The sequence below is a fragment of the Variovorax ginsengisoli genome (assembly GCF_030486595.1).
GTDB classification, from domain to species: domain Bacteria; phylum Pseudomonadota; class Gammaproteobacteria; order Burkholderiales; family Burkholderiaceae_C; genus Variovorax; species Variovorax ginsengisoli_B.
This window is the reverse complement of sequence record NZ_JAUJZH010000022.1, coordinates 1-12893: the sequence shown is the minus strand read 5'-3', so window position 1 is coordinate 12893 and position 12893 is coordinate 1. Positions and strand designations below refer to the sequence as shown.

The window sequence follows — 12893 nt, the reverse complement described above, 5'->3', positions numbered from 1 at the left end:
ACTTCCATTCAAAGGAGCAGCACCATGACTCAACCCCACGACTTCAAGCGCGTCTGGTTCATCACGGGCGCATCGCGCGGCATCGGCGCGCGCATCGCCGAGGCGGCCCTGGCCCAGGGCGACGCGGTCGTCGCGACCGCCCGCGATCCGGCCTCGCTGCGCCTCGGCGACACGCCGGCGCTGCTGGCAGTGGCGCTCGACGTCACCAGCGAAGCCCAGGCCGCCGCCGCGGTCGAGGCCGCGCTCCAGCGCTTCGGACGCATCGACGTCCTCGTCAACAACGCCGGCTTCGGGCTGCTCGGCGCCATCGAGGAGGCTACGGGCGACGAAGTGCGCAGGCTCTACGAGACCAACGTCTTCGGCCTGCTCAACGTCACGCGCGCGGCGCTGCCATCGATGCGGGAGCGGCGCCGGGGCCATGTGATCAACATCTCGTCGCTGGGCGGCTACCAGTCGGGTGCCGGCTTCGGCGTCTACTGCTCGACCAAGTTCGCGGTCGAGGGCCTCACCGAGGGCCTGCATGCCGAACTCGCGCCGCTCGGTATCCATGCGACGGTGGTCGAGCCCGGCTACTTCCGCACCGACTTCCTGGACGGCGCTTCGCTCGGCATCTCGCCGCGCGTGATCGACGACTACGCCCCCACTGCGGGCCGCGTGCGCGAAGCTGCGAAGCAGATCAGCCACAACCAGCCCGGCGATCCGCGGCGCCTGGCGCAGGCAGTGATGGCGCTGGTCGAAGCGCCGCGGCCGCCGCTGCGGCTGCCGCTGGGCACCGACACGCTGGCGGTGATCCGCAACAAGCACGTCTTCGTCGAGCAGGAGACGGCGGCCTGGCAGGCGCTGGCCGCGTCGACCGATTTCCCACCGGGCGAATGAAGCCCTGTCAATGCGGCCGGCGGATTGTCGAGACAACCGGGAGAAGTTGCATTTCCCGCCTGACGGAGTAAAAGAGCCCTCCGGACCGGACGGGGCGCTGGTTCGCCCGGCCGTTCCGACCGGTCTCGCTTCCGCCTCGATTTCAAGGAAATGGAGACGCGTATGCCGACCTACATGACGTGCTTCAGCTACAACACCGAAGGCTGGCAGAAGCTGGCGAAGAACCCGGAGGACCGCAGCGTGCCGGTCAAGGCGCTGATGGAAAAGCTGGGCGGAAAACTGGTCTGCATGTATTACATGGCGGGCGACTACGACGGCTTCATCGTCTACGAGGCGCCCGACGCCAAGGTGGCGGCCACCGCCATCGTCGCGGTCGAGCTCGCGGGCCATATCCGCACGCTCAAGACCTCGCAGCTGTTCACCGTGGCCGAGACGATGGAGGTGCTGGGCAGCGCCGGCAAGCTGGCTTATCCCGCGCCCAAGGGCTGAGCCCGGCGGTCAGCCCGCCGCCTTGCCCCGGGCGGCCTTCCTGGGGCTCTCAGGCGCCGCCGTGGCGGCGCCGGCGCCCGCTTGGTCGAGCCATAGCAGGGTGTCGACATACGCCATGAACCGGTTGAGGTACTCGGGCGACAGGTCGCGCATCAGGGTCAGCGATCGATGCACGAGATGGTGCGAGTTGAGGGGGCCGGCGTTTTCCGGCATCTTGGCCAGCGACTGCGTGAGCCGCCGCTCGGCGCTGAGCTTCGCCCAGGTGCTGCGGAAGTAGCCGAGCGTCTTCAGCTCGCCGGCCGCCGGGCCGTCGCCCGTGGACGTTGCCTGTCGGGCCACCTGCTCGACCAGCAGAGCAAGCGGGCCACGACCTGCGGGCAGCTTCCCGGTCGGCAGCGCGTCGACGTTGGGGCCCTGGGCGGCTGCCAGCGCTGCGCCATAGTCCGCCACCAGCCTGGCGACACGGTCGTCGAGGAGGCGGCGTGCCTCGCCGTCGTGGGCGGCCGAGCGTCCGGCCAGCGCCTCGATGAAATGGAAGCGCACGGGATCGAAGCGGTGGTCGCCGCATTCGCGCCAGGCGGCGATCCGGGCGCCGGCTTCGCTGCTAGCCACGGGGTCGGGCCTGCGCGTTGGAGGGCCTCGGCGTGGGCGACATCTCCACCCGGCGGTTCTTCGATCGGCCATCGGCATCGGCGTTCGACGCCACCGCCTGCTCGGAGCCGAAGGCCGCGGCGAACACCGACGAAGAGGGCAGGCCTTCTTCGATCAGCGCCCGCGTCACCGTCAGGGAGCGCTGGGCCGACAGCTCCCAGTTGTCGGCGAAGCGGCGCGCACCGTCGCGCATCTGGCGGTCGTCGGTGAAGCCGCTCACCATCAGGATCTCGTCGCGGGCCCGCAGGTAGGCGGCCAGCGGGGCGGTCAGGCTGCGCAGCAGCTGCCGGCCCTCGGGCTGCAGCTCGGCCGAGTTGAAGGCGAACAGCACGCTGCCGCTGATGCCGATGCGCCCGTTGGTCAACGTCACGCGGCCGGCGGCCAGGGGGCCGGCCAGGGCCTGTTCGAGCGTCTGCAGCCGTTGCGCGGCTTCCTGCCGCTGCTTGACCTCGGCTTCGAGCTGGCTCGCGAGATCGATCTGCATGCCGAGCACGCAGACCAGGATCAGCACGAAGGCGCCCAGCAGCCCCGACATCAGGTCGCCGAAGACGGCCCACACCGGCACCGTCGGCTCCATGCCGCCGTCGAGCTCTTCGGTCGTCACGCTTCGCTGCCTTCGGTGGCGCGCTGGCTGGCGATGCGCTGCAGGTCCTCGACGATCTGTTTCTGCGACATGATGCTCAGGTCGATGACCTCGCGCGCCTGCGCCACGTAGTACTCCAGCTGCTCGTCGCTGCGTGCGATCGACTTGCTGAGCGCGCCTTCGACGCGCTGCAGGTGGGCCGCCAGCTTGTCGTTCGACTGGCTGAACAGCTGCACGCCGGCGCCGAAGGCCTCGCCCAGGCTCGCGACCTCGACCGCACTGCCGGTGACCTGGGCGGCGATGCCGGCCATCTTGCCGGCTTCGGCGTCGACCGTTTCGGTGAAGCGCGTGCCGACGCGCTCCAGCAGGTCGGCCGAGGTGGCGACCAGGGAGTCGATCGCGCCGCGCTGTTCGGTGGAGGCATGGTTCACCGCGCCCAGCAGCGTGTCGAGCGTCGCCAGGATGCGGGTGCGTTCGTCGAGCATCGCGTTGTCGCGCGCCATGCTGTCGGACAGCTTCTGGCGCAGCTCGGCGATCACTTCGGCGGCGGCGCGAGGGGCTTCGGCGGCGGTCTGCATGAGCCCGGCGATCTCGGCGATCGTGCCCTTCGCGTGCGCTTCGGTCTGCGCCGAGATCTCGCGTGCAGTCTCGGCCAGCGTCTGGCAGATCGCCTGCTGCTGCTGCTCGCTGCGGGCGCCGGCCTGCTGCCATTCCTGTTGCAGCGCGGCGGCCATGGCCTCCAGCGCCTGGGTCCAGGCCGCGAGCCGCTGCTGGTCGCGCGAGGCGATCTCGGCCTGCAGCCCTGCATGCGACTGGGCCACCGTGCCCAGCAGCGAAGCCGCGTGCTGCTCGAAGGTGGCGGCCGCCGCTGCGAGCGCGCCCTGCGTGTCGTCCGACAGCTTTTCGCTCACGCGCTGCTGTTGCGCCAGGGCGCCGCTCCAGCCCTCCGACATCTGGCCGACCGTGCTTTCCAGCCGGCCGGAGACGCTGTCGACGAGTGCGGCCGAGCGTTGTTCGAAGGTCTGGGCGAAGCGGTCGAGCGCAGCGCGCAGGTCTTGGGACTGCGCCTCGCTGGTGCGCTGCTGCCCGGCGAGTGCGCCCTGCCAGAGTTCGGCCACGGTGGCGGTGCTGGCCTCGAAGCGGGTCGACAGCCCGTCGAGCTGCCGCTGCACGCCGTGCTCGACCGTCTGGTGCAGCGCGGCCGCCTCGCGGGCGATCCCGGCCATGGTGGCCTCGACCACCGGCTGGATCGTGGCGCTGGCGGCGCGGGCGCTTTCGATCAGGCTCTGCTCCAGCGAGCGGCCGACCGTGGCGGCGAGGCCGGCATAGGCGGTCTCGGCCTTGCCGTGGAATGTGTCCTGGCTGGCGGCCAGCCGTTCGTGCAGGGCCTGGCTCTGGCGCTCCATCGTCGCCATCATGGCCTGCAGCCGGTCGACCAGTTGGGGCATCGCCTCGCTCTGCCGCTGCAGCAGCTCGAAGGTTTGCTCGCGCTGATGAGACTGCGAGAAGACGCGCAGGCTGGTCGCGATCCGCGTGTCGAGCCGCTGCCCGGCCTGCAGCCGGTCGCGGCGGCACAAGGCCGACAGGAGGCCCAGCATCGCCGACGCCGCCACACCCGCGAGCGAGGTGCCGAAGGCCAGTCCCAGGCCCTTCACCGGGGCCGCCAGCGACGAGCGGATGGCCTGCAGGTCCGACGCGCTCTCCAGTGCCGTGCCGGTGCCGCTCAGGGTCACCACCATGCCGAGGAAGGTGCCGAGCATGCCGAGCAGCACCAGCAGGCCCGTGAGGTAGGGCGTCAGGGCCGGGCCGGGCAGGGCGGCGCGCTCGCCTTCGACCCGCAGGCGCACCGCGTTCTGCAGCGAAGGGTGGAGCGTGTCCAGCCACGGCCCCAGGCTCGCCGGCGGCGCCGACAGGCCCGCCACGGCGCTCGCCAGGGTGGCGGTGGCCTGGTGGTAGCGGCGCAGTTCCAGCGCGCCCATCAGATAGAAGGCGCCGATCAGCAGCGTGATCGCCAGCGCCAGCGGGTTCGAGCCGATGTAGCCGGCACCCACCCAGCACACGGCGGCGAGGCCGACGAAGAAGGCGGCGTAGTGAAGAAATCTGGTCATGAAGGCCTGTCAGCGGTCAGCTCTTGCGAAGGGCGTCGAGCAGCCCTTCGATCGGTTGCAATCGAATATCCAGTTCGGCCAGCAGCACGCCCTGCATGTCGCGGCAGAAAACGTCCAGCCAGGCGCCGGGTGCGGCGCCGCCGTCGCTTTCGTCGGCCGGCCGCTCGGCCGCCTGGCGCAGGCGCTCGAAGTGCTTTTCGAGCAGCCCGGGCACGGTCGCCAGCAGGCGGTGCTCCTGCGACCCGAGCACCTGCTCCATGACCACGTCCAGCGCGGCCAGCCGGGCCATCTCGGGCGACGCGGACGCGAGCTTGGCGCGCAGCCGGCCGCGCAGGGGACCGATGGCGGTCTCCATGGCCTGTTGCCGGGCGAGGTAGCGTCGACGGTGCGATGCGAAGTCGGACGCAAAGGCGCCGCGTTCGGCGATGGCTTTCGCCAATGCCGCCCGCACGCCATCGACTTCGGGTCGTTCGGCGTCGGCCGGGCCGCGCGCGCGCCTTGGCGTCGCCGCCGGACTGCCATCCAGCGCCGCCGAGAGCGAAATCGCGTCGGTCCAGCCGAACCACTGACTCAAGCGGTCCGCGAAGCCCTGGCGGGATTCGGGATGCGTGATGTCGGTCAGTCGAGCGAGCAAGCGAACCAGCGCCGAGTCGGTGAAACCTGTGCGCCTTGACACTTGCACCTACTGGAAAAACCGGCGATTTTACATCGGTGCCCGCAAAGCGGGTCCCCACATCAGCCCGCCATGAGCCCGATGACGACGGCGTTGACCAGGTCGATGAAGAAGCCGCAGACCAGCGGCACCACGATGAAGGCGCGCGGCGCGGCGCCGTGTTCGCGGGTCACGGCGCTCATGTTGGCGATGGCCGTGGCGGTGGAGCCGAGCGCGATGCCGCCGAAGCCGGCCGAGACCACCGCCGCCTCGTAGTCGCGCCCCATGCAGAGAAAGACCACGAACACGGCGAAGGCGATCGCCATCAGGATCTGCAGCGACACGGCCGTCAGCACGAAGACCGCCACGCCATGCATCTGCCACAGCTGCAGCCCCATCAGGGCCATGGTCAGGAAGACACCGAGGCAGATGTCCGAGAGCAGCGCCACGCCGGCCTGCATGCGCTCCCAGTGCCACAACTGGCCCTTCTGCTTGGTGAACAGCGCGCTGACGTTGCGCAGCACGATGCCGGCGATCAGGGCGCCGACGAATCCTGGCAGCCGCAGGCGGGTCAGCGCGATGGCGTCGCTGACGATGCGGCCCAGGATCAGCGCCAGGTTGAGCCAGAGCAGCGCCAGCAGCACGCTGTTGTAGTCCAGGCGGCTGCGGTTCTCGTCCTCGTAGTGGGCGCCGGCCGGCAGCGCCGCTTCGGCCGACGACTTGAGCCGGTGCCGGCGCATCAGCCAGGCGGCGATCGGGCCGCCGATCGCGCAGGCCGAGATCAGGCCCGCCATGTTGCTGGCCAGGCCGATGGCCTCGGCGTTGGCGATGCCCAGCTGCACGAAATGCGGCGCCCAGGCCAGCGTCGTGCCGACGCCGCCGGTGAGCGACACCGAGCCGGTCAGCAGCCCGGCGCGGCGGTCGAGGCCGAAGCCGCTGGCCACCGCCATGCCGGCCAGGTTCTGCAGCACCATGAAGCCGGTGGCCAGCGCGACCAGGATCACCAGCGGCCGGCCGCCCTGGCGCAAGGTCCGGACGTCGGAGCCGAGCCCGATGGCGGCGAAGAAATAGAGCAGCAGCACGTCGCGCACCCCGAGCTGGAAGTCCACCTTGAGCCCGAGCACCAGGTAGAGCGTGCTGACCACCACGATGCTGACCAGCCCGCCGATGACCGGCTCGGGAATGCTGTAGCGGCGCAGCAGCTCGAAGTGGCGGGTGCAGGCCTTGCCGACGAACAACAGCAGGATCGCCAGCGTGAAGCTGACGTAGGCGTCGAGGTGCAGGTCGTGTTGCAGCAAGGCGGTGGTTCCGGTGGAGGGGAGGGGGCGCCGGCCAGAGCATAACGGCCCGGTTACGTAATTCCCCTCACCCGGGCGTCAGATTCCGATCAGCGAGCAGGAAACAACATCGGGTTGTCCCAGCAACCCTGCATGGGGCGGAAGGCGGTCCGGCAGCGGGCCGCTTTCACGACCGGAAACAAACCATCTTGCGCGTATGAATAGAAATCTAGTCCGAGGCCTGTTCCTCGTGGCGATCTCGCTGGCCTTCGGCCTGCAGGCGCTGCGATATCCCATTGGTGACTTCAGCCGCGCGGGGCCGGGATTGTTTCCCGCCATGGTGAGCGGCATCCTGCTCGTGATCGGCGCGGCGACCGTGGTCCGCTCGTTCTTCGTCGAGCGCGTGCGGCTCAGCATCAACTTCAGGAACATCGCGATCATCCTGGGCAGCCTCTGCGGCCTGGCGCTGATCTCGACCTACGTGAACATGATCGCCGGGATCGTCTTCATGGTGTTCTTCTCCACCTTGGCCGGCAGTTCCTACTCGTGGGTACGCAACGTCAAGATTTCCCTCGGGCTGGTCGCTATGGCCCTGGCACTCCAGAAACTTCTCGGCCTGAACCTGCCGCTCTACTGATCGATCATGGAAGCCTTGAACAACCTGGCGTTTGGGTTCTCCCACGCCCTGACCCTCAACAACCTGATGTTCTGCGCCATCGGCTGCACGGTGGGCACGCTGGTCGGCCTGCTGCCCGGCCTGGGCCCGCTGGCCACCATCAGCCTGCTGCTGCCGCTGACCTATTCGATCCCGACCACCGGTGCGCTCATCATGCTGGCCGGCATCTACTACGGGGCGCAGTACGGCGACAGCGTGAGCGCGATCACGATGAAGATCCCGCACGCCAGCAGTATCGTGGCCTGTATCGACGGCTATGCGATGACGCTCAAGGGCCAGACCGGCCTGGCGCTGTTCACGGCGGGCTTCTCGAGCTTCATCGGCGGCACGGTCGCCATCCTGGTGCTGACCTTCCTGGCGCCCATGCTGGGCGAGGTGGCCTTCCTGTTCGGCCCGGCCGACTACGTGGCGATGATGCTGGTCGGCTTCGTGTGCGTGAGCTTCGTCACCACCGGCAGCCTGCTCAACGGGCTGGCCATGTGCATGATCGGCGTGCTGCTCGGCACCATCGGCACCGACGTCAACAGCGGCGCGCAGCGCTTCACCCTGGATCTGCCCTTCCTGGTCGACGGCGTCGGCATCGTCAGCATCGCGCTGGGCTGCTTCGGCATCGCCGAAATCACCAAGAACCTCGATTCGCGCGAAGAGCGGTCGCCCTTCAACGGCAAGATCAACCTGATCCCGACCTGGTCGGAGTTCAAGCGGATCATCCCGAGCGCCCTGCGCGGCAGCGTGGTCGGCTCCTTCCTGGGCATCCTACCGGGCGGCGGACCGACCATCGCGCAGTTCGCGGCCTACGCGATCGACAAGAAGGTCAGCAAGTACAAGCACGAGATCGGCACCGGCTGCATCGAGGGTGTGGCCGGCCAGGCCGCGGCCGACGAAGCGGCAGCGCGCACCAGCTTCATCCCGCTGATGAGCATCGGCATCCCCGAGAACGCCGTCATGGCGCTGATGCTGGCGGCATTCATCATCAAGGGCATCCAGCCGGGCCCGAACATGATCGCCAGCCACCCCGAACTGTTCTGGGGCCTGGTGGCCAGCATGTGGATCGGCAACGTCTTCCTGCTGGTGTTGAACGTGCCGCTGGTGCGCTACTGGCTGTCGGTGTTCAAGATCCCCTACAGCGTGCTGTTCCCGTCGATCCTGTTCTTCTGCTGCATCGGTACCTACAGCGTCAACAACAACCTCGAGGACATCTACATCACGGCGGCCTTCGGCTTCCTGGGCTACATGTTCATGCGGCTGGAACTCGATGCCGCACCGCTGATGCTCGGCTTCATCCTCGGGCCGATGCTGGAAGAGAACTTCCGCCGCGCGCTTCTGATCAGCCGGGGCAGCTTCGGCATCTTCGTCACGCGGCCGATCAGCGGCACCTTGCTGAGCCTGGTCGCGGTGTTCGTCGTCTGGCAGCTGGTGGCCTTCGGCCTGAAGGTCTGGAAGCGCAACGCACCGCAGGCGCAGGCGGCCTGAGCCAGCTGCACGGCGGCGCGGTGCGCTGCCGTTTTGGCGGGCACCGTGTCGCAAGCCGCGCCAGGCAACGATTCCGCTCGCAATCCGGGCGGTTTTCCCCAAGGTTGTCCCCCGCCCACAGGGAGAACTTCGGGGCGTTGGCGCTTCAGGCGCCCTAGTCCAAAGAGATGTTGCGGTACTCGGCCAGCATCGTGCGGCGGAACTCGGTCACCGGGATGACGCGCTCGCCCAGATCCGGAAAAAGGGCCCGGACATAGGATTTCTCGCGGACCCAGCAGCCATTCGAAGTGCCGCCATCCCTGAAGGTCAGGTAGCACACGCGGCGAGGGGCCGGGCAGCCCTGCTCGGCGTCGGTCAGCTGCAGCATCTGGAACGGGTTGCTTTCGGTCACGAACAGCACGTCTGGTTGCACGTCGCAGCCAAGAAGAGGGGTGCAGAGGGTGACGACTGCCATGATGGACAACGTCTTCATGCCTGCCTTCCTGGACGCTTGCTGGAGCTTCAATTGAGCTCTTTAGTATTACCTGCGTCAACTCCCCAAGAGGGGGGTGACGGGCCCATCGCCGAGGCGCACGACGGGCCGCGGCAGGTGAGTTGCCGCTCGCATCACGCTGTGGAAAAGATCGAGACGACGCACCAAGCTGGCGTGCTGCGTTTTTCGGGCCGGACGCACCGAAGGTGTGCTCTTCCCAATGAGCGATGCCATTGTGCACTGCACCAAAACACGAAAGTCAAGGCCCTGTTTTCCCCTTGGGCGGTGCATGACTCTGTGGATAACCGAGTGGGCAACCGGTCGGAGCCGCATCCTGCTTGGGCTCCATTGCGATGCTCATGGAACGGGCAGTCGGAGGCGGCGGCCAGGTTTATTTGCCGGCTCCGCGGCCGCGGCTCGCCGACTCAGTGGCAGGCGTCGCTGGTTGGGCTTTCGCCCTTGCGCATGGTGATCACATGGAAGGGGCAGGCGACGGCGCAGTCGCTGCAGCCCGTGCACCGAACTGCGTCGTTCAGCACGGCGTGCTTCTTCCATTGCGCGACCTCGAGGCTGAGCAGGTGGGAGTCGCAGGCGGCGACGCACCAGCCGCAGCCAGTGCAGCGCGAGGTGTCGATGGCGGGCGTCCAGCCGGGGCGGGGGCGCCCGGCGGGCCGGAGCGGCATCACCAGAATCGCCACCACGGCCGACGGCGCAGGCGCAACGCCAGCGGGCGGGTATCGAGCCGGTCGAGGATGCTGGCGGCCGCGCCGAATCGGCTCTCGGGGTCGCCGGGCGAGCCCGTCGCCGTCCGGGTCCGGTCGTCCACAGGCATGCCGTCGCGCGGCTGGCGGGTCGGCGCGGGGGCATTGCTGGCAGGGAGGGCGCCATAGTCGGTCATGGGGCTCATTCTGGCGGTATTCGGGTTTGGGGTGCGCGGCGGCGGGAAAAGCCCGTCGGCGGCGTGGGCAGCATTCGCGCTCCGGCCGGTGGTTGTCGTCCAGACGATCTGCGTCGATCAGAGCCACGCGATGCAGCGGGCGGATATGGGGCACCAGGTCTTTGACGGCCATGGGTGCAGCCGCCGGCGCCGGCTAGCGTCTGAAGGTGAACACCGCCGACAGATACGTCACCGGCTGCGTGCCGATGTCCTCGATGCCGTGCAAGGCCGAAGCGTCGAACAGCAGCGAATCGCCGACACCAAGCCTCACGACCCGGGTGCCGTACTGATAGCCGATGTCGCCCGACAACAGGTAGATGAATTTCAGCCCGGGATGCTGGAAGCTCGTGTAGGGCTCGGCCCCTGTGAGCAGCGTGACCAGATAGGGCTCGACGAACAGGTTGCCCGAGAGCAGGTGGCCGAGCAGCTCGTAGCGGTAGTCGGTCACCGCGCCGATGCGGTCGACCACGATGCCCGTGCCGGCGCGCACGTGGCAGAAATCGGAGCGGTCGGGCTGGTCGGAAAAGAAGCGCGGGATCGGCACATCCAGGCCGGCGCGGCGAACGGCCTTCGGTGGGGCGGGGCGCGGGAGTGCGAGTGATGGTGGGAGCTTGAAGGGCTTGGCGGTGGGGAAGGAGGAGGCGATTTGTCTCTTCATGAGGCTGCACCTCCCCAGTGCGCTGCTGCGCGCGAACCGCTTGGCATGGGCGACGCATGGAACCCAGGCGCCGAACGAGGGCAATGGTTTGCCTTACACATCTTCGTCCTCCCGCGCCCATCGGAAGTAGGCATATATGCCCATTAGTCTACTGCAAACTTCTTTTCCGCCAAGAGTGGCGTATTGAAAGAGGATGTTTGGCAGATCGGATAGTTTTGTTCGGTGCGGCGATTCAGATGCGGCGCAAAGAGCGCGGCCTCAGTCAAGCCGAACTCGCGGCCAAGGCCGCGTTGTCTCCGAGCTTCGTGTCGCGTATCGAGCGTGGGGTCAGTCCGCCTGCCTTGGACACGATCTGCGCATTGGCTGACGCGCTTCGCGTGAAGCCATCCGTCTTGGTTCTCGAGATGGAGAGGCTGGCTGAATCAAAGGCCGCTCGAAGCTAGCGCCAGCGGATCACGACAAAGCAAAGAAGCCCGACGTCTTTCGACAGCGGGCTTTTTCACGTTTGGTGCCGGGGAGATGCTTGGTGACACCTCCCGCTATCGCCGAGTTGTCGCTCACCGACCGCATGGCCGTGCTCAGAGATAAAGGCGAGGCTGTGAATCGCGGCGACATGCGCGACCGCGAAGCGATTCTTGCAGCCCAGGCCGTCGCGTTGAATGCCATCTTTGGCGAGTTGCCCGCCGCGCTGCAGTCACATGGGCGAGCACATCGGCGCGATGGAAACCTATGCACGGTTGGCGATGAAGGCGCAGTGCCAATGCCGCACGACGGCAGAGATGAAGAATCCGCCTGTGGTGTTCGCTCGACAAGCCAACATCAGCAACGGGCCACAGCAACTGAACAACGGCGTTCCAGCAGGTGACGCTGAGCGCGCCGCGCAGGCGCACGCGGGAGAAGACAATATTGTGCCCGACCGAACTATTGCGGACGCAACAAGGCAACCATGCCACTGAAGCGGCAGTCCGCCAATAGCGCGTCCGCGTGTGCAGACCTAACTCGACAAGAGGGCGCAAATATCAGTTGAGTTCCCGTGAGTCCCTTGAATCGTCCAGTTGCCCGCAGCATCAATCTGGTATACGACTCGACCCACATATAGCGTGGTGGTGGGGCCCGCTGGTACGTCAGTCGGATAAAGGATGATGACGTTGTGCCCCCCCGTGGTGACAGTTTGAGAACCGCCGGTGTTGTTTGTTGTTTGAAGAACTGACCCATTCCCTTTGAATGAATAGGTAGCGTTGTTGGTTGGATTGGTGAACGTGAGTTGTGACCCTACGCCAGCAAGAAGTGTCCGCACTGGCTTGCCTTGCTTATCCAAGAATTCCTTGTAATGCTGATTGCCGCCAGTAGAGTCGACATACAGGTCAAATTTGCACGCCTGCCCGGCGGGGAACACTTGCGTCGCCGCAGTGGCTAGACTCAGCGGCCCTATGACTAGGACGAGCCCGAATATGGTAGCGCGAACGAGGCGCGCAGCAAGTGAATCTGACATGGGGATTCCTCTCAGCGTTGATGGATTCATCGCCCCCTGTGTCGAAGCAATCTCCTCATGTTGCTTTAATTCATTCTGGACCTTCATTAGTCTTCAGTGTGGGCTTTTCTTAGAAATCTTGTAACGTGCGCACGACTGGTGCGTCTCGGAGATGAACGTCACTAAACAGTGACGAATGTGCTGGCGTACTTTAAAGAGGATGCACTAATTGGCTGCACGCAACTGGACACCCGAGCAACGCCGGCGACAGGCCGAAGCGACAAGGCGCTGGAACCCGTGGGAGCAATCAACCGGCCCGCGCACTGCAGGACCAAAGAGGCGTACTCGCCGAAACATGGTGGTTAATGCCTTTCGGCAGGCCTCATTGGCCTAGTCCAACGAGCTGTTCCGGTACTCACCCAATGTTGTACGGCGGAACTCACCCAGCGGGACGAGCTTGGGTCGTGTCCCATTCCGTGGTGTAGGTCCACAGCCCGGAGAAGGCTGAGCTGCACGGTACTCAGCGTGCCACTGCGGACAGCCGAGTGGGCGCAGTATCGCTCAGGGTCT

The 12893-nt window shown here is 66.9% G+C and carries 16 protein-coding genes; 6 read left to right on the top strand and 10 right to left on the bottom strand.

Translation table 11 applies throughout. The annotated features are described in order from the left end of the window. Positions 1 to 24: 24 nt before the first annotated feature. Both QZH52_RS25930 and QZH52_RS25925 read left to right on the top strand, forming a co-directional pair. Positions 25 to 876 (top strand): oxidoreductase, encoded by an 852-nt coding sequence (locus tag QZH52_RS25930; protein ID WP_301813537.1) that lies wholly within the window; start codon positions 25 to 27, stop codon positions 874 to 876. 162 nt (positions 877 to 1038) lie between these two features. Continuing rightward, on the top strand, positions 1039 to 1365 hold the full coding sequence (locus tag QZH52_RS25925; RefSeq protein ID WP_286527102.1) for a GYD domain-containing protein: 327 nt from the start codon (positions 1039 to 1041) through the stop codon (positions 1363 to 1365). Positions 1366 to 1374: 9 nt separating this feature from the next. On the opposite strand, the gene QZH52_RS25920 is transcribed toward QZH52_RS25925, so the two are convergent. Genes QZH52_RS25920 through gltS form a run of 5 tightly spaced genes read right to left on the bottom strand, consistent with a single transcriptional unit; the run spans position 1375 to position 6657 of the window. Continuing rightward, entirely contained in the window at positions 1375 to 1977 is a 603-nt protein-coding gene (locus QZH52_RS25920; RefSeq protein ID WP_301813533.1) for a DUF2894 domain-containing protein, read from the bottom strand. Then, positions 1970 to 2593 carry an OmpA family protein gene (locus QZH52_RS25915; RefSeq protein ID WP_436411634.1) on the bottom strand — a complete coding sequence of 208 codons (624 nt, stop codon included), beginning with the start codon at positions 2591 to 2593 and terminating at the stop codon, positions 1970 to 1972. The genes QZH52_RS25920 and QZH52_RS25915 overlap by 8 nt, the downstream gene beginning before the upstream one ends. A gap of 23 nt (positions 2594 to 2616) precedes the next feature. After that, on the bottom strand, positions 2617 to 4707 hold the full coding sequence (locus QZH52_RS25910; RefSeq protein WP_301813529.1) for a DUF802 domain-containing protein: 2091 nt from the start codon (positions 4705 to 4707) through the stop codon (positions 2617 to 2619). Positions 4708 to 4723: 16 nt separating this feature from the next. Continuing rightward, entirely contained in the window at positions 4724 to 5389 is a 666-nt protein-coding gene (locus QZH52_RS25905) for a DUF3348 domain-containing protein (protein WP_286536391.1), read from the bottom strand. Between the two features lie 53 nt (positions 5390 to 5442). Continuing rightward, a complete protein-coding gene (gene gltS / locus QZH52_RS25900; protein WP_301813528.1) occupies positions 5443 to 6657 on the bottom strand; it encodes a sodium/glutamate symporter in 1215 nt (404 codons plus the stop codon). Positions 6658 to 6853: 196 nt separating this feature from the next. Here gltS and QZH52_RS25895 point away from each other — a divergent pair, with 196 nt between their 5' ends. Together QZH52_RS25895 and QZH52_RS25890 are read left to right on the top strand one after the other, a co-directional pair. Further along, positions 6854 to 7273: a tripartite tricarboxylate transporter TctB family protein gene (locus QZH52_RS25895; protein WP_301813526.1), complete on the top strand. Its 420-nt coding sequence runs from the start codon at positions 6854 to 6856 to the stop codon at positions 7271 to 7273. 6 nt (positions 7274 to 7279) lie between these two features. Continuing rightward, positions 7280 to 8785, top strand: coding sequence for a tripartite tricarboxylate transporter permease (locus QZH52_RS25890; protein ID WP_301813525.1), 1506 nt, complete (start codon positions 7280 to 7282; stop codon positions 8783 to 8785). A gap of 154 nt (positions 8786 to 8939) precedes the next feature. On the opposite strand, the gene QZH52_RS25885 is transcribed toward QZH52_RS25890, so the two are convergent. From QZH52_RS25885 to QZH52_RS25870, 4 genes are all read right to left on the bottom strand, one after another. Then, on the bottom strand, positions 8940 to 9257 hold the full coding sequence (locus QZH52_RS25885; RefSeq protein ID WP_301813524.1) for a hypothetical protein: 318 nt from the start codon (positions 9255 to 9257) through the stop codon (positions 8940 to 8942). Between the two features lie 425 nt (positions 9258 to 9682). Then, positions 9683 to 9940 carry a 4Fe-4S dicluster domain-containing protein gene (locus tag QZH52_RS25880; RefSeq protein ID WP_301813676.1) on the bottom strand — a complete coding sequence of 86 codons (258 nt, stop codon included), beginning with the start codon at positions 9938 to 9940 and terminating at the stop codon, positions 9683 to 9685. Continuing rightward, a complete protein-coding gene (locus QZH52_RS25875; RefSeq protein WP_286536397.1) occupies positions 9940 to 10155 on the bottom strand; it encodes a hypothetical protein in 216 nt (71 codons plus the stop codon). The genes QZH52_RS25880 and QZH52_RS25875 overlap by 1 nt, the downstream gene beginning before the upstream one ends. A 193-nt stretch (positions 10156 to 10348) precedes the next feature. Beyond that, positions 10349 to 10852, bottom strand: coding sequence for a cupin domain-containing protein (locus QZH52_RS25870; protein ID WP_301813523.1), 504 nt, complete (start codon positions 10850 to 10852; stop codon positions 10349 to 10351). Positions 10853 to 10908: 56 nt separating this feature from the next. Between QZH52_RS25870 and QZH52_RS38700 the strand changes: the two genes are divergently transcribed. Together QZH52_RS38700 and QZH52_RS25865 are read left to right on the top strand one after the other, a co-directional pair. Then, entirely contained in the window at positions 10909 to 11295 is a 387-nt protein-coding gene (locus QZH52_RS38700; RefSeq protein WP_366919323.1) for a helix-turn-helix domain-containing protein, read from the top strand. A gap of 255 nt (positions 11296 to 11550) precedes the next feature. Further along, positions 11551 to 11808, top strand: a complete 258-nt coding sequence (locus tag QZH52_RS25865) for a hypothetical protein (protein WP_301813522.1) — start codon at positions 11551 to 11553, stop codon at positions 11806 to 11808. A gap of 38 nt (positions 11809 to 11846) precedes the next feature. Here the strand turns inward: QZH52_RS25865 and QZH52_RS25860 are convergent, their stop codons facing one another. Beyond that, the gene (locus tag QZH52_RS25860; protein ID WP_301813520.1) at positions 11847 to 12431 is read right to left on the bottom strand and encodes a hypothetical protein; all 585 of its coding nucleotides are present in this window, start codon (positions 12429 to 12431) and stop codon (positions 11847 to 11849) included. Positions 12432 to 12893 lie beyond the last annotated feature (462 nt).